General features: G+C 61.6%; 20 protein-coding genes and 2 tRNA genes. 18 read left to right on the forward strand and 4 right to left on the reverse strand.

Annotated features, from left to right (window positions below; all coding sequences use genetic code 11):
* The first annotated feature begins 79 nt into the window (after positions 1-79).
* From Q7C33_RS23470 to pdeM, 9 genes are all read left to right on the forward strand, one after another.
* Positions 80-1,111 carry a ligase-associated DNA damage response exonuclease gene (locus Q7C33_RS23470; RefSeq protein ID WP_030139409.1) on the forward strand — a complete coding sequence of 344 codons (1,032 nt, stop codon included), beginning with the start codon at positions 80-82 and terminating at the stop codon, positions 1,109-1,111.
* The gene (locus Q7C33_RS23475; RefSeq protein ID WP_030139410.1) at positions 1,108-2,796 is read left to right on the forward strand and encodes an ATP-dependent DNA ligase; all 1,689 of its coding nucleotides are present in this window, start codon (positions 1,108-1,110) and stop codon (positions 2,794-2,796) included. Before Q7C33_RS23470 ends, Q7C33_RS23475 begins: the two co-directional genes overlap by 4 nt.
* A 362-nt stretch (positions 2,797-3,158) precedes the next feature.
* Positions 3,159-3,941, forward strand: coding sequence for a transporter substrate-binding domain-containing protein (locus Q7C33_RS23480; protein ID WP_198797663.1), 783 nt, complete (start codon positions 3,159-3,161; stop codon positions 3,939-3,941).
* Between the two features lie 57 nt (positions 3,942-3,998).
* Positions 3,999-4,727, forward strand: a complete 729-nt coding sequence (locus Q7C33_RS23485; RefSeq protein ID WP_198797662.1) for an ABC transporter permease — start codon at positions 3,999-4,001, stop codon at positions 4,725-4,727.
* The gene (locus Q7C33_RS23490; protein ID WP_198797661.1) at positions 4,724-5,434 is read left to right on the forward strand and encodes an ABC transporter permease; all 711 of its coding nucleotides are present in this window, start codon (positions 4,724-4,726) and stop codon (positions 5,432-5,434) included. The genes Q7C33_RS23485 and Q7C33_RS23490 overlap by 4 nt, the downstream gene beginning before the upstream one ends.
* Positions 5,435-5,461: 27 nt before the next feature.
* Positions 5,462-6,580, forward strand: coding sequence for a succinylglutamate desuccinylase/aspartoacylase family protein (locus tag Q7C33_RS23495; protein ID WP_258648176.1), 1,119 nt, complete (start codon positions 5,462-5,464; stop codon positions 6,578-6,580).
* Positions 6,581-6,593: 13 nt separating this feature from the next.
* The gene (locus tag Q7C33_RS23500; RefSeq protein ID WP_181289279.1) at positions 6,594-7,358 is read left to right on the forward strand and encodes an ABC transporter ATP-binding protein; all 765 of its coding nucleotides are present in this window, start codon (positions 6,594-6,596) and stop codon (positions 7,356-7,358) included.
* Positions 7,359-7,563: 205 nt separating this feature from the next.
* The gene (locus Q7C33_RS23505; RefSeq protein ID WP_030139416.1) at positions 7,564-10,050 is read left to right on the forward strand and encodes a ligase-associated DNA damage response DEXH box helicase; all 2,487 of its coding nucleotides are present in this window, start codon (positions 7,564-7,566) and stop codon (positions 10,048-10,050) included.
* Positions 10,050-10,706: a ligase-associated DNA damage response endonuclease PdeM gene (pdeM, locus tag Q7C33_RS23510; RefSeq protein ID WP_030139417.1), complete on the forward strand. Its 657-nt coding sequence runs from the start codon at positions 10,050-10,052 to the stop codon at positions 10,704-10,706. Before Q7C33_RS23505 ends, pdeM begins: the two co-directional genes overlap by 1 nt.
* Before the next feature lie 35 nt (positions 10,707-10,741).
* Here the strand turns inward: pdeM and Q7C33_RS23515 are convergent, their stop codons facing one another.
* Entirely contained in the window at positions 10,742-10,948 is a 207-nt protein-coding gene (locus Q7C33_RS23515; protein WP_030139418.1) for a hypothetical protein, read from the reverse strand.
* Positions 10,949-11,051: 103 nt separating this feature from the next.
* Entirely contained in the window at positions 11,052-11,618 is a 567-nt protein-coding gene (gene dcd / locus Q7C33_RS23520; RefSeq protein WP_017126297.1) for a dCTP deaminase, read from the reverse strand.
* Between the two features lie 353 nt (positions 11,619-11,971).
* Here dcd and Q7C33_RS23525 point away from each other — a divergent pair, with 353 nt between their 5' ends.
* A complete protein-coding gene (locus Q7C33_RS23525; RefSeq protein WP_002554837.1) occupies positions 11,972-12,181 on the forward strand; it encodes a cold-shock protein in 210 nt (69 codons plus the stop codon).
* Between the two features lie 193 nt (positions 12,182-12,374).
* Here the strand turns inward: Q7C33_RS23525 and Q7C33_RS23530 are convergent, their stop codons facing one another.
* Positions 12,375-13,382, reverse strand: coding sequence for a DUF481 domain-containing protein (locus tag Q7C33_RS23530; protein ID WP_198797659.1), 1,008 nt, complete (start codon positions 13,380-13,382; stop codon positions 12,375-12,377).
* Positions 13,383-13,539: 157 nt separating this feature from the next.
* On the opposite strand from Q7C33_RS23530, the gene Q7C33_RS23535 reads away from it, so the two are divergent.
* From Q7C33_RS23535 to Q7C33_RS23550, 4 genes are all read left to right on the forward strand, one after another.
* Positions 13,540-13,893: an MGMT family protein gene (locus Q7C33_RS23535; protein WP_198797658.1), complete on the forward strand. Its 354-nt coding sequence runs from the start codon at positions 13,540-13,542 to the stop codon at positions 13,891-13,893.
* Positions 13,894-13,937: 44 nt separating this feature from the next.
* Entirely contained in the window at positions 13,938-15,509 is a 1,572-nt protein-coding gene (locus Q7C33_RS23540; protein ID WP_030139421.1) for an AmpG family muropeptide MFS transporter, read from the forward strand.
* A gap of 129 nt (positions 15,510-15,638) precedes the next feature.
* Positions 15,639-17,354: a proline--tRNA ligase gene (locus Q7C33_RS23545; RefSeq protein WP_030139422.1), complete on the forward strand. Its 1,716-nt coding sequence runs from the start codon at positions 15,639-15,641 to the stop codon at positions 17,352-17,354.
* A 17-nt stretch (positions 17,355-17,371) separates the two neighbouring features.
* Positions 17,372-18,325: a hypothetical protein gene (locus Q7C33_RS23550; protein WP_030139423.1), complete on the forward strand. Its 954-nt coding sequence runs from the start codon at positions 17,372-17,374 to the stop codon at positions 18,323-18,325.
* 202 nt (positions 18,326-18,527) lie between these two features.
* On the opposite strand, the gene dinB is transcribed toward Q7C33_RS23550, so the two are convergent.
* Positions 18,528-19,595, reverse strand: coding sequence for a DNA polymerase IV (dinB, locus tag Q7C33_RS23555; protein WP_407684233.1), 1,068 nt, complete (start codon positions 19,593-19,595; stop codon positions 18,528-18,530).
* A gap of 282 nt (positions 19,596-19,877) precedes the next feature.
* Here dinB and Q7C33_RS23560 point away from each other — a divergent pair.
* The 4 genes from Q7C33_RS23560 to Q7C33_RS23575 all read left to right on the forward strand — a co-directional run bounded on the left by Q7C33_RS23560 (position 19,878) and on the right by Q7C33_RS23575 (position 24,320).
* Positions 19,878-19,954: transfer RNA gene (locus Q7C33_RS23560), tRNA-Met, on the forward strand.
* 207 nt (positions 19,955-20,161) lie between these two features.
* A tRNA-Met gene (locus Q7C33_RS23565) sits at positions 20,162-20,238 on the forward strand.
* Between the two features lie 150 nt (positions 20,239-20,388).
* Positions 20,389-23,031, forward strand: a complete 2,643-nt coding sequence (gene mprF / locus Q7C33_RS23570) for a bifunctional lysylphosphatidylglycerol flippase/synthetase MprF (RefSeq protein WP_407684234.1) — start codon at positions 20,389-20,391, stop codon at positions 23,029-23,031.
* Positions 23,031-24,320 (forward strand): virulence factor family protein, encoded by a 1,290-nt coding sequence (locus Q7C33_RS23575; RefSeq protein WP_407684235.1) that lies wholly within the window; start codon positions 23,031-23,033, stop codon positions 24,318-24,320. The genes mprF and Q7C33_RS23575 overlap by 1 nt, the downstream gene beginning before the upstream one ends.
* Positions 24,321-24,450 lie beyond the last annotated feature (130 nt).

Raw genomic sequence — 24,450 nt, forward strand, 5'->3', positions numbered from 1 at the left:
TTGTTCCCCACCGAAACCCAATCGAACTTCTCCCCTCGCCCCCACCTCTACCAGACAAGCCCATCGCCCCGGTAACCGCATGGATCTTGTCATTGCCCGCCCCGAAGGCCTGTATTGTCCGCCGGGAGATTTCTACATCGATCCCTGGCGCCCAGTGGAACGTTCGGTCATTACCCACGCCCACGGTGACCATGCGCGCGGCGGCAACCAGCACTACCTGGCAGCGGCACCCGGCGAAGGCATCCTGCGCTCCCGACTGGGCCAGGACATCAATCTGCAAATCCTGCCCTACGGCGAGCGCCTGCAACATCACGGCGTCACCTTGAGCTTTCACCCTGCAGGCCATGTGCTGGGCTCAGCCCAGGTGCGGCTGGAGTATCAAGGCGAAGTGTGGGTGGCGTCCGGCGACTACAAGGTCGAGCCCGACGGCACCTGTGCGCCGTTCGAACCAGTGAAATGTCATACGTTCATTACCGAATCCACCTTCGGCCTGCCGATCTATCGCTGGCAACCCCAGGCACAGGTCTTCGATGAGATCAACCAGTGGTGGCGCGAAAACATTGCCGCTGGCCGGGCCAGCGTGTTGCTCTGCTATTCCTTCGGCAAGGCCCAGCGAATTCTCCATGGCATCGACGCAAGCCTCGGGCCGATCCTCGCCCACGGTGCGGTGGAGCCGCTAAACCGGGTCTATCGCGAAGCCGGGGTGCATTTGCCGCCAACGCTCTACGCCGGCGACGTCAAAAAGAACGATCCGATCATGGGCCAGGCCCTGGTCATCGCCCCGCCCTCCGCCGGCGGCAGCACCTGGATGCGTCGGTTCGGCGATTACAGCGATGCGTTTGCCAGCGGCTGGATGCGCTTGCGCGGTACGCGTCGGCGCCGTGGCGTGGACCGGGGCTTCGTATTGTCCGACCACGCCGACTGGCCAGGCCTGCTCTGGGCGATTGAACAGACCGGTGCGGAGCGGGTCATGGTGACCCATGGGTCGGTTGCCGTGCTGGTGCGCCACCTGCGCGAGCAAGGCCTCGACGCCCAAGGCTTCACCACGGAGTACGGCGACGATGAAGAAGACGCCGCCTCGGCGGTCGGCACAGGTGAGGAGGCTTCATGAAAGCCTTTGCCGAGCTGTACGCCGAACTGGACGCCACCACTTCCAGCAACGCCAAGCTGGCCGCCATGCAGAATTATTTCGCCAAGGCGCCAGCCGAGGACGCCGCCTGGGCGGTGTATTTCCTGTCCGGCGGCCGGCCACGGCAATTGGTGCCAGTGAAAATCCTTCGGGAGGTGGCGGTCCAGGTGTCCGGCTTGTCGTTGTGGCTGTTCGAGGAAAGTTACCAGGCCGTGGGCGACCTGGCCGAAACCATCTCGCTGGTGTTGCCGGAGTCGCCCCACAGTTCCGACGAAGGCCTGGCGCGGTGGATCGAAGAAAAGCTGCTGCCGTTACGCGGCGAGTCGCCTGAAGTACTGGCCGAACGACTGCCGGTGCTATGGTCGCAGCTCGACCGACCAAGCCTGATGCTGTGCATCAAACTCATCACCGGCAGTTTCCGCGTCGGCGTGTCCAAGCTGTTGGTGACCCGGGCGCTCGCCGCCATGGCCGGCCTGGACAGCAAACGGGTGGCTCAGCGGCTGGTGGGCTACACCGATTTGTCCCATCGACCGACAGCGGCCAGCTATCTCAAGCTGATCGCTATCGAATCCGCTGACGAACATGCCCAGCGCGGCGGCCAGCCTTATCCGTTCTTCCTGGCCCATGCGTTGTCTGCGCCAGTGGATCAATTCGACTCACTGCTGGGGCCGGCCAGTGATTGGCAGGTGGAATGGAAATGGGACGGGATCCGCGCCCAGGTGATCAAGCGCGACGGACATTTGTGGGTGTGGTCGCGAGGCGAGGACTTGGTGACTGAACGCTTTCCGGAATTGCATCCCCTGGCCCAGGCGTTGCCCGACGGTACGGTGATCGATGGCGAAATCGTGGTCTGGAAAGCCCCGCAATCAGTCACCGAGGACGCCTTCGACCCGGAGGCGCCGCTACAACCGGCGGTGCAGCCCTTCGCCTTGTTGCAGCAACGTATCGGTCGCAAGACCCTGGGCAAGAAAATCCTTGAAGACGCCCCCGTGGTGGTGATGGCCTACGACCTGCTGGAATGGCAAGGCGAGGACTGGCGCAGCCGGCCCCAGGCCGAGCGCCGCGAGCAGCTGGAAACCCTGGTCGCCCGCTGCCACAGCCCGGTGTTGTTGCCGTCGCCCGTCGTGACCGGCCGGGACTGGCTCGACCTCGCCCACCAGCGCGAAGCCTCCCGTAGCCTGGGCGTCGAAGGCATGATGCTCAAGGCCCGTAACGCCCTGTATGGGGTGGGCCGGACCAAAGACATGGGGGTGTGGTGGAAGTGGAAAATCGACCCGTTCAGCGTCGATGCGGTATTGATCTATGCCCAACGCGGCCATGGCCGACGCGCCAGCCTGTACAGCGACTACACCTTCGCCGTGTGGGACAACCCGCCGGGCAGTCGTGAGCGCACCCTGGTGCCGTTCGCCAAGGCCTATTCAGGGCTGACCGATGCGGAAATGCGCCAGGTCGACAGCATCGTGCGCAAGACCACGGTAGAAAAATTCGGCCCGGTGAGCAGCGTCACGCCGACCCTGGTGTTCGAATTGGGCTTCGAAGGCATCGCCTTGTCCAAGCGCCACAAGAGCGGGATCGCGGTGCGCTTTCCACGGATGTTGCGTTGGCGCCAGGATAAAACCGTCGAAGAGGCCGACACCCTGGCAACACTTCAGGACCTGCTGAAATAACACCGCTCCCTTTGTGGCGAGGGAGCTTGCTCCCGCTGGGCCGGGCTGGCGCTCCAGCGCGAAGCGGCCCTCTGGTTCTGTATGCCACACCGCGTGGGGAGGCTGCGCCTCCAGCGGGAGCAAGCTCCCTCGCCACAAAAGCGCAGAGCCAACGAACAGCACGCTCCATCCCGGTGCGCTTTTTGATGTACGCTCCCCCTCGCGCACCATCGCGTTCCGTCACCCGCCGCCAGTGCTTTTAAAACACTTGTTCGGCACTATGGTTCGGAAATTGCTACCTTTATGCCGTCATACCGTTCAGACCTTCACCGGTAACAATCCAACGCGCCACAAGCGCTCAAATTGGTTTTAGGGACTCGATAATGAAAAAAGCACTGCTGACCCTTTCTGCACTGGCATTGTGCATGGCTGCTGGCGCTGCCACGGCCAAGGAATACAAGGAACTGCGTTTTGGTGTCGACCCGTCCTACGCCCCGTTCGAATCCAAGGCCGCCGACGGCAGCCTGGTCGGTTTCGACATCGACCTGGGCAACGCGATCTGCGAAGAACTGAAGGTCAAATGCAAATGGGTCGAAAGCGATTTCGACGGCATGATCCCGGGCCTCAAGGCCAATAAATTCGACGGTGTGATCTCGTCCATGACGGTGACCCCAGCCCGCGAAAAAGCCATCGACTTCTCCAGCGAGCTGTTCTCCGGCCCAACGGCTTATGTATTCAAGAAAGGTTCGGGCCTGAGCGAAGATGTTGCCTCGCTCAAGGGCAAGACCGTCGGCTACGAGCAAGGCACCATCCAGGAAGCCTACGCCAAGGCCGTGCTGGACAAGGCCGGCGTCAAGACCCAGGCCTACCAGAACCAGGACCAAGTCTACGCCGACCTGACCTCCGGCCGCCTCGACGCCGCGATCCAGGACATGCTCCAGGCCGAACTGGGCTTCCTGAAATCGCCAAAAGGCGAAGGCTATGAAGTCAGCAAGCCGGTGGACAGCGAACTGCTGCCATCCAAGACCGCTATCGGTATCAAGAAAGGTAACAAAGAGCTGAAGGCACTTTTGGATAAAGGTATCAAAGCGTTACACGACGACGGCAAGTACGCCGAAATCCAGAAAAAACACTTTGGCGATCTGAATCTGTACAGCGGCAAATAATGTGCGGTGCCCACCCGGTTTCGGGTGGGCACTTTTTTTCTGCCAAAGGCACCTTCCATGTTCGAACAACTCCTACAAAATCTGGGGCTCTCGGCCTTCAGCCTGCAGGGCTTCGGCCCGCTGCTGATGCAAGGCACCTGGATGACGATCAAGCTCTCTGCCCTGTCGTTGCTGTTAAGCGTCTTGCTCGGCCTGCTGGGCGCCAGCGCCAAGTTGTCCAGCGTCAAGCTGCTGCGTATTCCAGCCCAGCTCTACACCACGCTGATTCGCGGCGTACCCGACCTGGTGCTGATGCTGCTGATCTTCTACAGCCTGCAAACCTGGCTGACTTCTTTTACTGATTTCATGGAATGGGAATACATCGAGATCAACCCATTCGGCGCTGGGGTCATCACCCTGGGCTTCATTTATGGCGCGTACTTCACCGAAACCTTTCGCGGCGCGATCCTCGCGGTGCCTCGCGGGCAGGTCGAAGCGGCCACGGCTTATGGCCTCAAGCGTGGCCAGCGTTTCCGCTACGTGGTGTTCCCGCAAATGATGCGCTTTGCCCTGCCGGGCATCGGCAACAATTGGATGGTGATGCTCAAGGCCACCGCACTGGTGTCGATCATCGGCCTGGCCGACCTGGTCAAGGCGGCACAGGACGCGGGCAAGAGCACCTACCAGCTGTTCTACTTCCTGGTGCTGGCAGCGTTGATCTACCTGCTGATCACCAGCGCATCCAATGTCATCCTGCGCTGGCTCGAACGCCGCTACGCCGCCGGAGCCCGGGAGGCCGTGCGATGATCGAACTCCTGCAGGAATACTGGCGACCGTTCCTCTACAGCGACGGCGTCCACATCACGGGCCTGGCGATGACCCTGTGGCTGCTCAGCGCTTCGTTGCTGATCGGCTTCGTGGTGTCGATCCCGCTGTCCATCGCCCGGGTTTCATCCAAGTTCTACGTCCGCTGGCCCGTGCAGTTCTATACCTACCTGTTCCGTGGCACGCCGCTCTACATCCAACTGCTGATCTGCTACACCGGCATCTACAGCATCGAGGCGGTACGCGCCCAACCCGTGCTCGACAGTTTCTTTCGCGACGCGATGAACTGCACGATCCTGGCCTTCGCCTTGAACACTTGCGCGTACACCACGGAGATTTTTGCCGGGGCAATCCGCAGCATGAACCATGGCGAGGTCGAAGCGGCCAAGGCTTACGGCTTGACCGGCTGGAAGCTCTACGCCTACGTGATCATGCCGTCGGCCCTGCGTCGTTCACTGCCGTATTACAGCAACGAAGTGATTCTGATGCTGCACTCGACGACCGTGGCGTTCACCGCTACCGTTCCCGATGTACTGAAAGTCGCGCGAGACGCCAACTCGGCCACATTCCTGACGTTCCAGTCGTTCGGGATCGCCGCGTTGATCTACCTGACCGTCACGTTTGCACTGGTGGGCCTCTTCCGTCTCGCCGAACGCCGCTGGCTGGCCTTTCTCGGCCCAACCCACTAAGGCTTCCGTTCCAGGACATACACGTAAATGCGCCACCAGATCCATGACCTGCTGGCCCCGCTGCCGGGGACCGCACGCAAGATCCACAGCTTCCACTTCGGCCCGGAAAAAGCCGAGGGCAAAATCTATATCCAGTCGTCCCTGCACGCCGATGAGCTGCCCGGCATGCTCGTGGCCTGGCACCTCAAGCAGCGCCTGGCCGAACTCGAGGCGTCCGGCCACCTGCGGTACGAAATCGTGCTGGTGCCTGTCGCCAACCCCATCGGCCTTGAACAGGTATTGATGGATGTGCCCCTGGGCCGCTACGAACTGGAGAGTGGGCAGAATTTCAATCGCCGCTTCGTCGACCTGAGCGAAGAGATCGGTAACGAAATCGAAGAGCTGCTCACCGACGATCCGCAGCACAACCTGTTGCTCATCCGCACCAGCCTGCGTGATGCCCTGAGTCGGCAGACCGCCGGCACTCAACTGCAATCCCAGCGCCTGGTCCTGCAACGACTGGCCTGCGACGCCGACATGGTGCTCGACTTGCATTGCGACTTCGAAGCCGTGGCCCACCTCTACACCACGCCCGAAGCCTGGCCCCAGGTCGAGCCGCTGGCACGCTACATCGGTGCCGAGGCCAGCCTGTTGGCCACCGACTCGGGCGGCCAATCCTTCGATGAGTGTTTCACACTGCTCTGGTGGCAACTCAAGGAGCGTTTTGGAGAACGATTCGAAATCCCCCTGGGAAGCTTTTCGGTCACCGTCGAATTGCGCGGCCAGGGTGACGTCAACCATGGCCTGGCGAGCCTCGACTGCCAGGCCTTGATCGAATACCTGATCCGCTTCGGCGCCATCGACGGCGAACCGGTGCCGTTGCCCGACCTGCCCTACCCAGCCACGCCGTTGGCCGCCGTCGAACCGGTGGCGACGCCGGTCGGCGGCCTGCTGGTGTACAGCGCCCTGCCCGGCGAGTACATGGAGGCCGGGCAACAGATCGCCGAGATCATCGACCCGGTCAACGACACCGTCACCCCCGTCCATTGCCGTAATGCCGGGCTGCTATACGCCCGCTCGCTGCGTCGCATGGCCACTGCCGGCATGGTCATCGCCCATGTCGCCGGGACCGAAGCCTACCGCAGTGGTTACCTACTTTCGCCTTGAGGATGCCTGCTCCATGTACAAACTGACCATTGAAGGCCTGCACAAGAGCTACGGCCAGCATGAGGTGCTCAAAGGGGTTTCGCTCAAGGCCAGGACCGGCGACGTGATCAGCCTGATCGGCGCCAGCGGCTCGGGCAAAAGTACCTTCCTGCGTTGCATCAATTTCCTCGAACAACCCAACGACGGCGCCATGAGCCTGGACGGCCAGTCGATCCAGATGATCAAGGATCACCACGGCATGCGCGTGGCCGACGCCGACGAGTTGCAGCGCATCCGCACGCGCCTGGCCATGGTGTTCCAGCACTTCAACCTGTGGAGCCACATGACGGTGCTGGAAAACATCACCATGGCGCCGCGCCGGGTACTCGGTGTCAGCAAGCAGGAAGCCGACGACCGCGCCCGCCGCTACCTCGACAAGGTCGGCCTGCCGGCCCGCGTTGCCGAGCAATACCCGGCGTTCCTCTCCGGCGGCCAGCAACAGCGCGTCGCGATTGCCCGCGCATTGGCGATGGAGCCGGAAGTCATGCTGTTCGACGAGCCGACGTCGGCCCTGGACCCGGAACTGGTAGGCGAAGTGTTGAAGGTCATCCAGGGCCTGGCCGAAGAAGGCCGGACCATGATCATGGTGACCCACGAAATGAGCTTCGCTCGCAAGGTGTCCAACCAGGTACTGTTCCTGCACCAGGGCCTGGTGGAAGAAGAAGGCGCGCCGGAAGACGTATTGGGCAATCCGAAGAGCGAACGGCTCAAGCAATTCCTCAGTGGCAATCTTAAATAACTCCCCGCCCCCGTGGCGAGGGAGCTTGCTCCCGCTGGGCTGAAGCGGCCCCCTGGCCTTGGCTGACACGCTGCTGGGGAGGCTGCGCCTCCAGCGGGAGCAAGCTCCCTCGCCACAACAGCGCGCCCGCCACAACCAAGTCATAAAACCTTTCACCCGCCGCCGTGGTCTCTGAAGAAGGACTTTCAGGGCATGCACGGCACCCATGGCGACATCCAGCAACTTCGCGAAACAGTGGTTCGACGCCCGGGGCTGGAAGCCGTTCGCTTTTCAAAAACACGTGTGGGCCGCCGTCAAGCGCGGCGAGTCGGGGCTGCTGCATGCCAGCACCGGCGCCGGCAAGACCTACGCCGTCTGGTTTGCCGCCCTCAATCGTTTCGCGCGCTCAGTGCCGCCGCCGGATAAGCCGCGCAAACGCAAACCGCCGGCCGAGCCGTTGACGGTCTTGTGGATCACGCCCATGCGGGCCTTGGCCGCCGACACCGCCAAAGCCCTCGAAGCGCCGCTCACGCCGTTGCAAATCCCATGGAGCGTCGGCCTGCGCACTGGCGACACCAGCGCCAGCGAGCGCGCCCGCCAAGGCCGGCGCCTGCCCACTGCGCTGATCACCACACCGGAAAGCCTGACGCTGATGCTGGCCCGTGCCGATGCGCAAACCGCCGTCTCGACCCTGCGCATGGTCGTGGTGGATGAATGGCACGAACTGCTCGGCAACAAGCGTGGCGTCCAGTTGCAATTGGCGTTGGCGCGCCTGCGACGCTGGCATCCCGGGCTGATTGTGTGGGGCGTATCCGCGACCTTGGGTAATCAGGCACACGCCGAGCAAGTCCTTATCCCGCAAGGCAATGGGGTCAGCGTGCAGGGCGCCAACGGCAAAGCCCTACAGGTCGATACGCTGTTGCCACCGACCCTCGAGCGCTTTCCATGGGCCGGGCACATCGGCTTGAAAATGCTGCCTCAGGTTGTCGCCGAAATTGACGCCAGCGGCAGTTGCCTGGTCTTCACCAACACCCGCGCGCAATCGGAAATCTGGTACCAGGCCATTCTCGATGCGCGACCGGATTGGGCCGGGCTGATTGCGCTGCACCACAGCTCGTTGTCCCGTGATACCCGCGACTGGGTGGAGCGAGCGTTGAAGGACGGCCAGCTCAAGGCCGTCGTGTGCACGTCCAGCCTGGACCTCGGCGTGGATTTCCTTCCCGTCGAACGCGTGATGCAGATCGGCTCGGCCAAAGGCGTTGCGCGACTGATGCAACGCGCCGGGCGCTCCGGCCATGCGCCGGGACGGACCTCGCGGATAACCCTGGTGCCCACCCATAGCCTGGAGCTCGTCGAGGCTGCCGCTGCCCAGGACGCCGCGGCACAGCGACGCATCGAACCGCGGGAATCGCCCGACAAACCCTTGGATGTCCTGGTCCAGCACCTGGTCAGCATGGCCCTGGGCGGCGGTTTCACTCCCGATGAGCTGTTCGACGAGGTCCGTAGCGCCTGGGCCTACCGCAACCTGAACCTGGCTGAATGGGCCTGGGCCCTGGCGTTCGTTCGTCACGGCGGGTTGTCGCTGACGGCCTACCCCGACTACCGACGGGTCGAACCGGACGAACACGGCATCTGGCGCGTCCCCGACGCCCGCCTGGCCAGGCGTCATCGCATGAGCATCGGCACCATCGTCAGCGACGCCAGCCTGCAACTGAAGTTCTGGAGCAAGGGCGGTGGCGGCAAGACCCTGGGCAGCGTGGAAGAAGGTTTCATCGCACGCCTGCGGCCCGGCGATGGTTTCCTGTTTGCCGGCCGGCTGCTAGAGCTGGTCCGGGTGGAGGACATGACCGCCTACGTGCGGCGCAGCCAGGCGAAGAAAGCCGCCGTACCGCGCTGGAACGGTGGGCGCATGCCGCTTTCCAGCGAGCTCGCCGCAGCTGTCGTGGCGCGCCTGAGCGAAGCCGCCGCCGGTCATTTCGACGGCCCGGAAATGCAAGCGGCGCAGCCCATGTTGAGCACGCAACTGCGCTGGTCCGGTTTGCCCACGCAAGGCACGTTGCTGGCCGAAACCCTCAAATCCCGGGAAGGTTGGCACTTGTTCCTGTATCCATTCGCCGGACGCCAGGTTCACCTGGGACTCGCCAGCTTGCTGGCCTGGCGCGTCAGCCAACGGCAACCGGTGACGTTTTCCATTGCGGTCAACGACTACGGCCTGGAATTGCTCAGCGCCACCGAGCTGGATTGGTCGGCACACCTGAACCCGACGCTGTTGCGCACCGACCACTTGCTGGACGACGTCCTTGCCAGCCTGAACGCCGGCGAACTGGCCTTGCGCCGCTTCCGAGAGATCGCCCGGATCGCCGGGCTGGTGTTCGCCGGCTATCCCGGCGCGCCGAAGAGCACTCGGCAAGTCCAGGCGTCCAGCGGCTTGTTCTTCCAGGTGTTCAAGCAATACGACGCCGACAACCTGCTGCTGGCCCAGGCCGGCGAGGAAGTCCTGCGCGAAGAACTGGATATACGCCGATTGGAGCAGACCTTGGAACGCCTCGATACCTTGAAGCTCGACCTGCATGTCATCAAGCGCCCGACCCCGCTGGGTTTCCCATTGCTGGTGGAGCGGTTCCGCGAAAGCATGAGTTCGGAAAAGCTCGCCGACCGCATTCGCCGAATGGTCAGCGAACTGGAAAGAACCGCCGATCGGGGGACCGCCTGATGGCCGCGCCCTATCCCGTCAACCTCGCCGGGGAAGAGCTCTGGCTGCTCCCGCAAAAAGCCCTGTACTGGCCCGCCCAGGAAACGTTGATGGTGGCGGATGTACATTTCGGCAAAGCCGCTGCGTACCGCAGCCTCGGCCAGCCGGTTCCCCATGGCACGACAGCGAGCAACATCGCGGCGCTCGATGCATTGCTGGCGAGCCTGCCCTGCCGACTGCTGATTTTCCTTGGGGATTTTCTCCATGGGCCCGGCTCCCATGCACCGGGAACCTTAAGGGCCTTGGCGGACTGGCGTGCGCGACACCCGTCCCTGGCCATGACGCTCATACGCGGCAATCACGACAAGCGTGCCGGCGACCCGCCGCCGGGCCTGAATATCCGCGTCGTCCCCGAGCCGCTGCTGCTGGGTCCTTTCGCCGTGCAACACGAACCGCACCCGCATTCGAGCCGGCACGTTCTGGCCGGCCACGTGCACCCGGTATACCATCTCAGTGGCAAAGGTCGGCAGCGGCTGCGCCTGCCGTGCTTTCGCCTCGGCAGCGACATCAGCCTGCTGCCGGCCTTTGGCGCGTTCACGGGAGGCTATCGGGTCGAGCAAGGGAACGATTGCAAGATCTTTGTCATCGGCGACAACGAAATATGGCCCGTCAGTTGAAGCATTTGCGCTTCATCTGACGGGCCATATTCGGATCAGGCTACGGGAGCAGGAGGTGGCTCGTCCGGAAGCGTCGGCTCACCGGGTTCGGTGGGTTCCGTGGGGTTGGGATCAGGATCGGGGTCACCGGGAATCCCACCCGCCGCTTCGACAGGATGGGCCAGCAGTGACCAAGCCAGGACGCCGATCTGATTGGGCTCAAGCCTTGCCAGTTCGGCACTGATTCGCGGATCGATCTTCATAGAGCTACTCCTGAGCGAAGGCCCATTGGGGCTGACGCAAAAAAACGGGCAGTACACTTCATAGAGTGCCTGCCCGCTCAGGAATTCCAACAGCTCGTCAGAATCAGGTACGCGGCAGTGTCACGCCGCGCTGGCCCTGGTATTTACCACCCCGATCCTTGTAGGACACTTCGCACTCCTCGTCGGATTCGAGGAACAGCATCTGCGCCACACCCTCGTTGGCATAGATCTTCGCCGGCAGGGTGGTGGTGTTGGAGAACTCCAGCGTCACATGGCCTTCCCACTCAGGTTCCAACGGCGTCACGTTGACGATGATGCCACAGCGGGCATAGGTGCTTTTGCCCAGGCAGATAGTCAATACGTTGCGCGGAATGCGGAAATACTCCACGGTGCGGGCCAGGGCAAAGGAGTTCGGTGGAATGATGCAAACATCGCTCTTGATGTCGACGAAGCTCTTCTCGTCGAAATTCTTCGGGTCGACGGTGGCGGAATTGATGTTGGTGAACACCTTGAATTCATCGGCGCAGCGCACATCGTAGCCGTAGCTGGAAACGCCGAAGGAAATCAGCCGGTCGGCGCCTTCGCCACGCATCTGGCGCTCGACGAAAGGCTCGATCATGCCGTGCTCTTGCGCCATGCGGCGAATCCACTTGTCCGATTTGATGCTCATGGCGGGTTTCCTGAATAGCGAGGTGGAAAAAAACTGTCCGGCATCTTACCGGGGCACGGGTCGGGTTCAAAGTGCGGGACGCAAATCTCGGCGATCCACCTTGATTTCCGGCCCCCGGCGGCCATCGCGCTTGCCGTCAGTCATTAAAACCGAGAAACCTTCGCAAAGACCATTGGCACGTTCCGGAAAAAGGGTTAAGGTGGCGTCACTGTGCTGCTTGTGTCACTGAGAATCTCTACACGATATGTTGAATTTCGATCCAACCATCTACAAGAATTTTTCCTGCTCTTTGCACTCAGTCTCGGCCAGGGTTCTTCCTGAGTCGCAGTTATCTTTGTTCAAGGAGTTACACCATGTCTAATCGCCAAACCGGTACCGTTAAGTGGTTCAACGATGAAAAAGGCTTCGGCTTCATCACTCCACAATCCGGTGACGACCTGTTCGTTCACTTCAAAGCTATCCAATCCGACGGCTTCAAAAGCCTGAAAGAAGGCCAACAGGTTTCTTTCATCGCTACCCGCGGTCAGAAAGGCATGCAAGCTGAAGAAGTTCAAGTTATCTAACTTGTCCTTGCTTTAGTAAGAAGCCCCGCCCTTAAAAGCGGGGCTTTTTTGTGCCTGTCGATTTTTCAGGCACAAAAAAACTGTGGGAGCGAGCTTGCTCGCGATAGCGATCTGTCAGTCAACGTAGATGTTGCTGATCCACCGCTATCGCGAGCGAGCTCGCTCCCACATTGGTTTGTTGGTTAGCCTGGGATTACCAGGTCACGCCAAACCCAGCCGTGTAGCGCGTCTTGCTCAGGTCGCTGTCTTCAGTCCCTTCGATCACGTCCTTCTCGGCCTTGAGGTTGAGCGACGCCCAGTCGGTCACCTTGTAGCGCAACCCGACTTCCGCGTCATAGGCGTAGTCGGCGACATCGGATAGCGGCTTGCCCACCTCGCCATTGGTGAAGAACTCAACGCGCTTGCCAATCAGGTAGCGGTTGTAATCCCACTTCATGGCGACGGAATAGAAGTTGTCCTTGCCCCCATCGCGATATTCGTAATCCGTGCGGTTGAGCAACGAACCCAGGGAGAACGCTCCCAGCTCGTCATCCCAGAATTGGTAGCCCGGACCGGTACCGACTACGCGCTGGCGGGCCAGGTCTTCGACTTTGTCGCGCTTGTAATTGAGGCGACCTTGCCAGAACCATTTGTCGGTGATAAACCGGTCGAGGGAGTATTCCAGCCGCCAATTGTCCGCCGACACCACGTCATCCTGGAATTCACGGTTGTACTCGCCTTCAGCAGTGTGCCGCCACCTGCCGTGGCGCGCAGAGGTCTTGAAATCGATGTCGTAATCGTCGGTATCAGCTTCTGCGCGCTGGTAATCCAGCGCGGCGTCGATATTGCCTTTCCAGACCAAGTCCTCGACCACCGGCTTGGGCTTGAGGATCTGCTGGATACTCGCCAGCTCAACGGTCTTGGGCGCATCACCATTGGCCAAAGTCACCTTGCCCTCTTCCGCAGGCTGCAGGGCCTTGGCCTTTTCGCCAGAATAAGCGTCCTGCTTGACCAACAATTGCTGGTCGCTTTCAAGTGTCTTGACCTGCTTCCAGTCAATAGGGACCGCGCCGGCGTAATCGGTCTGGATCAACAGTTTGCCGCCATCGAAAACGGTAATCTTGCCGCTGAGCTTGTCGCCGTTCTTCAACCAGACGGTATCGGCAAGCAATGGCATGGAGGCGCTCGTAACAGCTAGGCACAGCAGGGTTCTGGACAACATAAGCGATAATGGGCTCAAGTTTTCGGTGAAAAGGCGGCATTATCCCCCAGGATGACACCTCAGCAACGACTGACCCGCGTACGGGTGATGAGTTCACTTATCAACACGATCCGTAGGAATTAATCTACAGACGGACCTATTTCCAGGAACAACCCCCGTGACTGACACCCCAGCGCCTCCCGAAAATCCAGCCCAAGTCCGACGAACCACGCTCTACCTGACCCTGGCGCAGGTACCGGAAGGCAAAGTCGTCACTTATGGTCAGCTTGCCGATATGGCCGGCCTGGGCCGCGCGGCCCGCTGGGTCGGACGCACGCTCAGCCAATTGCCGAACGACACCAAGCTGCCCTGGCATCGAGTGCTGGCGGCCGGCGGTCGGATCAGCCTGCCGGCGGGCAGCGCCTCGGGGGATGAACAACGCGCACGCTTGCGCATGGAAGGGATCAGTGTCCTGAATAATCGTGTTGATATTCAGCGCCATGGCTGGCGCCCGGTAGAGCACAGCGGTTAGAGTGCGCGCTTTGTTTTCGCAATTTTTGAGGCAGACTCCAGCCCATGCCCCGTAAAACCTGGCGCGCCGCCCTCGCCGCCTATGCCAGTCCTTCGACGCTCGTGCTGTTGCTGCTTGGCTTCGCCGCCGGCTTGCCGTACATGCTGGTGTTTTCCACACTCTCGGTCTGGTTGCGCGAGGCCGGCGTGGCCCGCGAGACCATCGGTTACGCGAGCCTGATCGGCCTGGCCTATGCCTTCAAATGGGTGTGGTCGCCGTTGCTCGACCAATGGCGCCTTCCGTTGCTGGGCAAACTGGGGCGTCGGCGCTCATGGTTGGTGCTTTCCCAAGGCCTGGTGATTCTCGGCCTGGTCGGGATGAGCTTCTGCGACCCGCAAAAGCACCTGTCCTGGTTGATCGCGATTGCCGTCATAGTCGCCTTTGCCTCAGCCACCCAGGACATCGCCGTCGATGCCTATCGCCTGGAAATCGTCGAAGACACCCGCCAGGCCGCGTTGGCCGCCAGCTATATGTCTGGCTATCGGGTCGCCGCACTGCTCGCCACGGCCGGCGCGCTGTTCTTCGCCGAAGGGTTTGGCTCCACCGGGTTCAGCTACAAGCATTCGGCCTGGGCCGGAACGTACCTTCTGTTTGGCGTGCTGATGGTGCCAGCCTTGCTGACTTCACTCTTGATGCGCGAACCCCCCGTACCGCTGCGCACCCAGTTACAGGCCGGGCGCTATACCTTCGTTCACCAACTGGCCTCGGTCTTCGTGCTGATCGTGCTGCTGGTTTCGGTTCCGGCGATGTTCACCCAGCTCTACAACACTGACTTCGCCAGCGTATTGTTCGAAGGCGTCAGCCTGCTCGACCTGCTGCTCGAAGATCGCGCGTTCCTGCGGGCCATCCTCTACATCCTCCTGACCGCCCTGTGCCTGTCGTCCATGGGGCGTCGAGGCCTGGCGCCGGTACTGACGCCCGTCAACGACTTCATCCTGCGCTACCGCTGGCAGGCGCTCCTGCTGCTGGGACTGATCGCCACCTACCGGATGTCCGACACGGTCATGGGCGTCATGGCCAATGTGTTCTACATCGACCAAGGCTTTACCAAGGACCAGATCGCCAGCGTCAGCAAGATCTTCGGGCTGATCATGACACTGGTCGGCGCCGGCATGGGCGGCCTGCTGATCGTGCGTTTCGGAATCCTGCCGATCCTGTTCATCGGCGGTGTTTCCTCGGCCGCCACCAACATCCTGTTCCTGATGCTCACCGACATGGGCCCGAACCTGAAGATGCTGATTGTCACGATTTCCCTCGACAACTTCAGCTCAGGCCTGGCCACCTCGGCATTCGTCGCCTACCTGTCGAGCCTGACCAACCTGAAATTCTCGGCCACCCAATATGCCCTGCTCAGCTCGATCATGCTGCTGCTGCCACGCCTGATTGGCGGCTACTCAGGGGTGATGGTGGAGAAATTCGGCTATCACGATTTCTTCCTGATCACCGCCCTGCTCGGCGTGCCGACCTTGCTCCTGATCGCCTTGCATTGGTACCAGGAAAATAGTCGCCAAGGCCCGACGCCAGAATCGGAGTCGGAGCCGGAATCAACGCCAACCCGGCCCGCCCAAGAGTCGTAGGAAAGCTCAGCAGGCGCCGAAGAAACCGGCGCCTGGATCCGGCAACAGGCCACGCGCCTGTACGCCAGGGCATCTCGCCCGTACAATGCTGCGTCACTTCTCGTCATCAGCAACCGACAACGGCCAACCATGCGCACCAGTCAATTTTTGCTCGCCACACAGAAAGAAACGCCTTCCGACGCCGTCGTGATCAGCCATCAGCTGATGCTGCGTGCCGGCATGATCCGCAAACTCGCCTCCGGCCTGTACACCTGGCTGCCGATGGGCCTGCGGGTGATGCGCAAGGTCGAAGCCATCGTTCGCGAAGAGATGGACGCCGCCGGCTCCCTGGAAGTGTTGATGCCGAGCACCCAACCGGCCGAGCTGTGGCAGGAGTCGGGGCGCTGGGAGGAATACGGCCCCGAGCTGCTGCGCATCAAGGACCGTCATGGTCGCGACTTCTGTGCAGGCCCGACCCACGAAGAAGTGATCACCGACCTGATGCGCAACGAGTTGAGCAGCTACAAGCAGTTGCCGATCAACCTGTACCAGATCCAGACCAAGTTCCGTGACGAGATCCGTCCGCGTTTCGGCCTGATGCGCGGTCGCGAGTTCATCATGAAGGACTCCTACTCGTTCCATGCCGACCTGGCATCGTTGCAGGTCACTTACGACCGCATGCACCAGGCGTATTGCAACGTGTTCACTCGCCTGGGCCTGAAGTTCCGTCCTGTAGAAGCCGACAACGGCTCCATCGGCGGTGCCGGCTCGCATGAATTCCATGTCCTGGCCGAATCCGGCGAAGACGACATTGTCTTCAGCAACGGCTCCGATTACGCCGCAAACATCGAGAAAGCCGAAGCCGTGCCACGGGAAACATCCCGCGCCGCGCCGGCCGAAGAATTGCGCCTGGTGGACACGCCGAACACCAAGACCATTGCCCAATTGGTGGAAGGCTACAACCTGCCCATCGAGCGCACCATCAAGACACTGATCGTGCGTGCGGAAGAAGAAGGCAAGCTGATTGCCCTGATCATCCGTGGCGATCATGAGCTGAATGAAATCAAGGCCGCCAACCAGCCTGGCGTCGCCAGCCCGCTGGTCATGGCCACCGATGCCGAGCTGCGCGACGCCATCGGCGCTGGCGCCGGCTCCCTCGGCCCGCTGAACCTGCCGCTGCCGATCATCATCGACCGCTCCGTGGAATTGATGAGCGACTTCGCCATCGGTGCCAACATCGATGACAAGCATTATTTCGGCGTGAACTGGGAGCGCGACCTGCCGGTTCCAACCGTCGCGGACCTGCGCAACGTCGTGGCCGGCGATCCAAGCCCGGACGGCAAGGGCACCCTGGAAATCAAGCGCGGCATCGAAGTCGGTCACATCTTCCAGCTGGGCGACAAGTACAGCAAGGCGATGAAATGCGAAGTGCTGGGCGAGAACGGCAAGCCAGTCACCCTGCAGATGGGTTGCTATGGCATTGGCGTGTCCCGCGTGGTGGCCGCCGCCATCGAGCAGAACAACGACGAGAACGGGATCATCTGGAGCGACACACTCGCGCCGTTCCAGATCGCCCTGGTGCCGCTGCGTTATGAAACCGAACAGGTTCGCGAAGCCACCGACAAGCTCTACGCCGAATTGACGGCCGCCGGCTTCGAGGTGCTGCTGGACGATCGCGACAAGAAAACCAGCCCCGGCATCAAGTTCGCCGACATGGAGCTGATCGGCATCCCGCACCGGATCGTGGTCAGCGACCGAGGCCTGGCCGAAGGCAACCTGGAATACAAGAGCCGTACCGAGGCCGAGCCGCAAGCGCTGCCGGTCGCCGACGTGCTGTCCTTCCTCCAGGCCCGTATCCGCCGCTGAGACCAGATAGAGACGTCATGTTCAAGCGAAACACCTTAGGCCTCGGGGGCGCCGCACTGTGCGGCGCCCTGCTGGTCAGCGGCTGCGCCAACCAGATGTCGCAACGCAACGAGCACGAAGAACGGATCGAGCGAAAGCTGCTCGACCATAGCCTGCAGATCGATGTGGGCGAACCCAAGGTGCTCGATCTGCCGCAGCGTCGGGTACGGATCAATGAGCAGAAGACTTTCGAAGTCACCGAATTCGAAGTCACCCGCCACTACGATCGCTACACGCCCTACCAGCCTTGGCGGGAGATCTACGAGATCCCGCTGGGCGCGGTAGCGGTGGTCGCTGGCGTCGGCGCGAACGTGGTCAACGTATTCGCCTTGGGCAGCCTCCCCGACTCCGCGACCCGCGACTGGATCAGCTACGGTTTCGCCGGGCTGAACCCGTTCATGAACGTACCTTCCAACGGTCGGGCGCAACAGAACCTTGCCGGTATCGACGAAGTCCAGCGTGACAAGCGCACGGAACACTCGAGCCTGCCCTGGAGCGAGCGCCCGGTCGAAGTGAAAGCCGCTCGCCAGACGTTCGAGATGAGCACAGACCGCAATGGCGTGTTGCGCTTGAACTTGCTGGAAAGCCCCTTCGCCGAACATGACCTGAGCCAATTCGGGAAATTGCAGATCAGCGTGACCGATGCCCAGGACGAGGTGCACACCGATTCATCCCTGAGTATCAGCAGCACGCTGCGCAGCAAGTTGGTGGAGGCCCATGGGCTGATCTACGACGATTTGGAAGATGACGAAGTGAGCCAGTGGGTCCACCGGGTCAAACGCCTGTCGGAACTGGGGCTTGAAGAAGAAGCCAGCGAGCTGGAACAGAGCCTGATCGAGCTGACCCGCAACGATCCGGAGCTGCAGACCGAGTTCATGAAAGCCTTGACCAAGGATGGCGGGCGGTTGGTGGCGGATCCTGGCGCCAATTGACTCCAGTTCGGATGCTCCCCCCGTGGCGAGGGAGCTTGCTCCCGCTGGGCCGCGAAGCGACCCCCAAAAAACTGCCGAATGCGGAGCTCCAGATACACCGCACTCGCCGGTTCACGGCTGCTTCGCAGCCGAGCGGGAGCAAGCTCCCTCGCCACAAGGGTCCAGAGGACCTTAATGAACAGCGTTACCCTTTGGCGAGCGCTCAACGCTCGAACAACTCCAACTGCTCAAACCCGCCCCGCAAATCCTCCAACCGTACCCCTATCCCCAATAATCTCACCGGCTTGCCGCCCCGGTTGAATGCCTGGGTCAACAGCAACTGGTAACTGCCCAAGTCCCGTCCTGCTCCTGCTCCTGCTTGCTCCAGGGTGGTCTGGGTAAAGTCATGGAATTTCACTTTAACGAACGGCTTGCCCGGCCGGTAACTGCTGTCGATCCGCGCCATCCGCCCACTGAGGGTCTGCATCAGCTCCGGCAGCTTGTCGAGACAGCTTTTCAAGTCGGGCAAATCGACGTCGTAAGTGTTTTCCACACTGATGGACTGTCGCCGGCTGTCGTTCTGCACCAGGCGCTCGTCGATCCCACGGGCAAGACTCCAGAGCCTCTCACCGAAACTGCCGAATTCGCGCACCAGCGCGAGCTTGTCCCATTGGCGCAAGTGCAGGCAATCAACGATACCCAGCCTGTTCAGTTTATCGGCGGTGACCTTGCCGACCCCGTGGAGCTTGCTCACTGGTAGCGCCGAGACGAAATCGTCCACCTGATCGGGGGTTATGACGAACAAGCCGTTGGGTTTCTTCCAGTCGCTGGCGATCTTGGCGAGAAACTTGTTCGGCGCGACGCCTGCGGAGACGGTGATGTGCAGTTGATTGGACACACGCCGACGAATGTCCTGGGCGATACGCGTGGCGCTGCCGCCAAAATGCGCGCTGGCGGAGACGTCCAGGTACGCCTCGTCCAGGGACAGCGGCTCGATCAGGTCAGTGTAATCGCTGAAGATTGTGTGGATTTCCTTCGACGCCTCCCGATAGGCCTCCATCCTCGGCTTGACGATGGTCAGGTCAGGGCAGAGTTTCAGGGCATGGCCGGAAGACATGGCCGAACGCACGCCGTAGGCCCGCGCTTCGTAGTTGCAAGTAGCGATCACGCCTCGCCGGTCCGCCGAACCGCCAACTGCCAGGGGCTTGCCGGCCAGCCGTGGATCATCGCGCATTTCGATAGCGGCATAGAAACAGTCGCAGTCGACGTGGATGATTTTGCGTTGCGTCATAAAAGAAGCGGCATATGGGACCAATCGGAGCGCCAGTATCGCATTCGGACCTGTATATAGCACCAGTAGTTTGAAATATCCTGCAGCAGACCTGGAAAAAGCCTACGTAAATTTATTTCCTCAATCGCACCGAACCCGGTAATAGAGCGCGAACCCTTGCCAGCCGTGCGTCACAGCGCTGTCATATTACCTTTCGGAAGGCTAACCAATTGAAGCGGAACAGGTTTTTCCGGATAAGGGATTGACAGTGCGCCAATCCTCTGTAGAATGCCGCCACACAGACGCGGGATGGAGCAGTCTGGTAGCTCGTCGGGCTCATAACCCGAAGGTCGTCGGTTCAAATCCGGCTCCCGCAACCAAACATCAAGAAAGGCTACTCGAAAGAGTGGCCTTTTTTGTGGGCGCCAGTTTTATACCAACCGACAGACGTCGCCGCTAGGCGCCCTGAGTTGTAGGACAATTTCCTTTTGTTTTTCGAGCATTTAGGCGAACGACCGTTAATTTGCCCCTTTGCCTTATTAACGGTTGACACTCTGGCGTTCGCCTGTAGAATGCCGCCACACAGACGCGGGATGGAGCAGTCTGGTAGCTCGTCGGGCTCATAACCCGAAGGTCGTCGGTTCAAATCCGGCTCCCGCAACCAAATATCAAGAAAGGCTGCTCGAAAGAGTGGCCTTTTTTGTGTCTGTCGAAAAAGCCGCATTACAAATATTTTGTAATTATTTTCCGCCGCAGGGATTGGTAACTTGGCTGGATACCCCCATCCTGTCGCGCATAGCTCAAGAGGTGATTGATGCGCGCCCACTCGTCTGACCCGCAAGACCCCGTTACTGCGACACAACCGATCAAGGCCGAGCGACTGCGTTGGCTGGACCGGATCAGCCAGTACCGCCAACCTATCGGTCTCGCCGTCACGCTGCTGCTGTTTGCGATCGCGTTGATCGCCTGTCGCCACCTCCTGAGCGAGCTCGATCTTTACGCCTTGCATGACTCGATCCTCGACGTGCCGAGGCCGGCGCTGCTCGGCGCAATTGTCGCCACCGTCGCCGGCTTCGTGATTCTGCTGGGTTATGAATGGTCCGCCACCCGCTACGCGGGCGTAACGCTGCCGCCTCAAACCATGGTCCTCGGCGGTTTCACTGCGTTTGCCATTGGCAATGCCATCGGCCTCTCATTGCTGTCGGGCGGCTCGGTTCGTTATCGCTTGTATGCGCGGCATGGCCTGGGAGCAGCCGACGTCGCCCATATGACCTTGTTCGCCAGCCTGTCCCTGGGCTGCGCGCTGCCCCCCTTGGCCGCGCTGGCAACCCTGAGCAACCTGCCCGCCGCGTCTGCCGCCTTGCACCTTCCCGCCGTCTTGCTGGGTTCGATCGCCGTGGCGGTCCTGTTGCTCACCAGCGTGCTGGCCGTTGGCATCTATCGTCGTCGGTTGCCTGAGCAACCCTACCGGGACAGCCTGCTGGTCAAGGCCGGTCGCCGTACGCTGCGCCTGCCGGGCCGGCGCCTGACATTCCTGCAATTAGTCATCACGGCGCTGGATGTCGCAGCGGCCGCCACAGTGCTTTATCTGCTGTTGCCGGAAGCGCCACCGTTCGGTCCATTCCTGCTGGTGTATCTGCTCGCGCTGGCCGCCGGCGTACTCAGCCATGTGCCGGGTGGCGTCGGGGTGTTCGAGGCGATCCTGCTGGCCGCGTTTGCCGACAAGCTGGGCGCCGCACCGCTTGCCGCCGCCCTGTTGCTGTATCGCTTGATCTACGTGCTGCTGCCGATGCTGGTGGCCTGCGTGCTGCTGCTGATCAACGAGGCGCAACGGCTGTTCCAGACGCGCCAGACCCTGCGTGCGGCGTCAGGTTTTGCGGCGCCGATCCTGGCCGTACTGGTATTCCTGTCTGGCGTGGTGCTGCTGTTTTCCGGTGTCACCCCCGAGATCGACACACGCCTGGAGCACATCGGCTTCCTGATTCCCCATCGACTGGTGGACGCCTCGCACTTCGGCGCGAGCCTGGTGGGCGTGCTCTGCCTGTTGCTGGCCCAAGGCCTGCGCCGGCGCCTGTCCGCCGCCTGGATGCTGACCACGGTTTTGCTGCTGGTGGGCGCCCTGCTCTCGCTGCTCAAGGGCTTTGACTGGGAAGAAGCCACGCTGCTGACCCTGACCGCTGCCCTGCTGGCAGTGTTCCGGCGCTCTTTCTACCGTCCGAGTCGCCTGACCGAACTGCCGTTTTCGCCTTTGTTCCTTATCGCCAGCCTCTGCGTGCTGGGCGCATCGATCTGGCTGTTGCTGTTTGCCTATCAGGACGTGCCCTACAGTCACCAATTGTGGTGGCAGTTCACCCTGGATGCCGATGCCCCCCGAGGCCTGCGCTCGTTGTTGGGCGCCGCCGTCCTGCTGGTGGTGGTTTCCCTGACCTGGCTGCTGCGCACGGCGCGCCCCGTGATCCATCAGCCCACGGCGGAAGAGCTGGAGCGTGCCAAGACCATTCTCATGGCGTCCTCGCAACCGGACGGTGGCTTGGCCCTGACCGGTGACAAGGCGCTGCTGTTTCACCCTAACGACGAAGCGTTCCTGATGTACGCGCGTCGCGGCCGCAGCCTGGTGGCACTGTATGATCCGATCGGACCGACCCAGCAACGGGCGGAAATGATCTGGCAGTTCCGCGACCTTTGCGACATTCATCATGCTCGCCCGGTGTTTTATCAGGTACGTGCCGAAAACCTGCCGTACTACATGGACATCGGCCTGACCGCGATCAAGCTGGGCGAAGAAGCGCGGGTCAACCTCAAGCGTTTCGACCTCGAGGCCAAGGGCAAGGAGATGAAGGACCTGCGTTACACCTGGAACCGCGGCACCCGGGATGGCCTGTCGCTGGAGATCCACGAGCCGGGGCAGGCGCCGATGGATGAGCTCAAGGTCATTTCCGATGCCTGGCTGACCGGCAAGAACGTACGGGAAAAAGGGTTTTCCCTGGGCCGCTTCAGCGACGACTACCTCAAGCATTTCCGCATCGCGGTGATTCGTTTCGAGGGCAAGCCGGTGGCGTTCGCCAACCTGTTGGAAACCCACAGCCATGAACTGGCCAGCCTCGACCTGATGCGCGCCCACCCCGACGCCCCGAAACTGACCATGGAGTTCATGATGGTCGGCCTGATCCAACATTATAAAAACCATGACTACGCACGCTTCAGCCTCGGCATGGTCCCACTCTCGGGCCTGCAACCGCGTCGTGGCGCACCGCTGACCCAACGCCTGGGTTCGATGGTGTTTCGCCGTGGCGAGCAGCTCTACAATTTCCAGGGGCTGCGCCGTTTCAAAGACAAATTCCAGCCTGACTGGGAACCTCGTTACATGGCCGTGCCCGCCGGACTCGATCCGCTGGTCGCGCTGGCCGATACCGCCGCCCTGATTGCAGGCGGCCTGACTGGATTGGTGAAACGCTGATGACGCAACGCTTTTGGCGATACCTGGTAGCCAGCCTGCTGGTGCTGGCGGTGATTCTTGGTGGCGGCTACTGGTACTGGAACCGCCCCGCCCCGCAACCGACCCTGGAACAACTGGAGCCTGCCGACGGCGTGGCGATGACCCGGGTCATTCCTGGCACCAAGTCGCGTGCCCATGTGCTGGTGGCGGTCAATGAAGACCAGAAGCTCAGCGACACCCAACTGACGACCCTCAGCCGCAGCGGCTCGGCAGAGATCGTCCAGGTGATCTTGCCCAAGGACTGCATGTTGCAAGGCCGCGCCTTGCAGGCTGGCCTGAGACAGCTTCATGGGCCGGCCACGCTGGTCAGCGGCATCGGCCCTGGCGCCGTGCTGGCCTGGCGCTGGTTGGCGGAACAGAAGGACGACAAGGCCCAGGCCGTTTCGGTGGACCTGGCCCTGGAAAAACCCGGCTGCACGCACCTGCTGCCGAAAAGCGCCGCCCACGGTCGCTGGCTGGTGGCCTGGAACGACAACCCCGACGACACCAGTGCCGGTTTCGTGCGGGACCAGCACAACGCCGAAACCAGCATCAGCGACTACGACATCAACTTGCCGCAGGTGCTGAACAACGAGTTGCGCAAGATTCTGGTCGGTACCGAAAAGGGCAAGGGCGGCTTGAGCATCCCGGTGGTGGAAGTGCCTGCCAGCCAAACGCGGGATACCGTGACGCTGTTCCTTTCCGGTGACGGTGGCTGGCGTGACCTGGACCGCGACGTGGCCGACGAAATGGCCAAGATCGGCTACCCGGTGGTCGGCATCGACACCCTGCGCTACTACTGGCAGCACAAGAGCCCCGAACAGAGCGCGACCGACCTGACCGAACTGATGCAGCACTACCGGCAGATCTGGGGCACCAAGCGCTTCATCCTGACCGGCTACTCCTTCGGCGCCGATGTGCTGCCGGCGATCTACAACCGCCTGCCCGCTACCGAACAACAGCGGGTCGATGCGATCATCCTGCTCGCCTTCGCCCGTACCGGCAGCTTCGAGATCGAGGTCGAGGGCTGGCTCGGCAACGCTGGCACCGAAGCCGCCACGGGCCCGGAAATGGCCAAGCTGCCCGCCGAGAAAGTGGTGTGCATCTACGGCGGTGAAGAAGCCGACGAAAGTGGCTGCACCGACAAGACCGCCGTGGGTGAGACGATCAAATTGCCGGGCGGCCACCACTTCGATGAAAACTACCCGGCCCTGGCCAAGCGGTTGATCGATGAGATCAACAAGCGGCAGAGCAAGCCTGCCGAGCAGTAAGCGGGTGCGAGCCAGACAAAGCCCCGGCAGCCTTACGGTTGCCGGGGCTTTTTTGTGCCAGCTCGACCTGCACAACACCCTGTGGGAGCGGGCTTGCTCGCGAAGGCGGCGTGTCAGTCGACATAATCGC

This window comes from Pseudomonas sp. BP11-1-1 (genome assembly GCF_052112105.1).
Taxonomy (GTDB): Bacteria; Pseudomonadota; Gammaproteobacteria; order Pseudomonadales; family Pseudomonadaceae; genus Aquipseudomonas; species Aquipseudomonas alvandae.

Coding starts and splice junctions, on each gene's coding strand:
- Q7C33_RS23470 (WP_030139409.1), top strand. CDS start 80: ATGGATCTTGTCATTGCCCGCCCCGAAGGCCTGTATTGTCCGCCGGGA.
- Q7C33_RS23475 (WP_030139410.1), top strand. CDS start 1,108: ATGAAAGCCTTTGCCGAGCTGTACGCCGAACTGGACGCCACCACTTCC.
- Q7C33_RS23480 (WP_198797663.1), top strand. CDS start 3,159: ATGAAAAAAGCACTGCTGACCCTTTCTGCACTGGCATTGTGCATGGCT.
- Q7C33_RS23485 (WP_198797662.1), top strand. CDS start 3,999: ATGTTCGAACAACTCCTACAAAATCTGGGGCTCTCGGCCTTCAGCCTG.
- Q7C33_RS23490 (WP_198797661.1), top strand. CDS start 4,724: ATGATCGAACTCCTGCAGGAATACTGGCGACCGTTCCTCTACAGCGAC.
- Q7C33_RS23495 (WP_258648176.1), top strand. CDS start 5,462: ATGCGCCACCAGATCCATGACCTGCTGGCCCCGCTGCCGGGGACCGCA.
- Q7C33_RS23500 (WP_181289279.1), top strand. CDS start 6,594: ATGTACAAACTGACCATTGAAGGCCTGCACAAGAGCTACGGCCAGCAT.
- Q7C33_RS23505 (WP_030139416.1), top strand. CDS start 7,564: ATGGCGACATCCAGCAACTTCGCGAAACAGTGGTTCGACGCCCGGGGC.
- pdeM (WP_030139417.1), top strand. CDS start 10,050: ATGGCCGCGCCCTATCCCGTCAACCTCGCCGGGGAAGAGCTCTGGCTG.
- Q7C33_RS23515 (WP_030139418.1), bottom strand. CDS start 10,948: ATGAAGATCGATCCGCGAATCAGTGCCGAACTGGCAAGGCTTGAGCCC.
- dcd (WP_017126297.1), bottom strand. CDS start 11,618: ATGAGCATCAAATCGGACAAGTGGATTCGCCGCATGGCGCAAGAGCAC.
- Q7C33_RS23525 (WP_002554837.1), top strand. CDS start 11,972: ATGTCTAATCGCCAAACCGGTACCGTTAAGTGGTTCAACGATGAAAAA.
- Q7C33_RS23530 (WP_198797659.1), bottom strand. CDS start 13,382: ATGTTGTCCAGAACCCTGCTGTGCCTAGCTGTTACGAGCGCCTCCATG.
- Q7C33_RS23540 (WP_030139421.1), top strand. CDS start 13,938: ATGCCCCGTAAAACCTGGCGCGCCGCCCTCGCCGCCTATGCCAGTCCT.
- Q7C33_RS23545 (WP_030139422.1), top strand. CDS start 15,639: ATGCGCACCAGTCAATTTTTGCTCGCCACACAGAAAGAAACGCCTTCC.
- Q7C33_RS23550 (WP_030139423.1), top strand. CDS start 17,372: ATGTTCAAGCGAAACACCTTAGGCCTCGGGGGCGCCGCACTGTGCGGC.
- dinB (WP_407684233.1), bottom strand. CDS start 19,595: ATGACGCAACGCAAAATCATCCACGTCGACTGCGACTGTTTCTATGCC.
- mprF (WP_407684234.1), top strand. CDS start 20,389: ATGCGCGCCCACTCGTCTGACCCGCAAGACCCCGTTACTGCGACACAA.
- Q7C33_RS23575 (WP_407684235.1), top strand. CDS start 23,031: ATGACGCAACGCTTTTGGCGATACCTGGTAGCCAGCCTGCTGGTGCTG.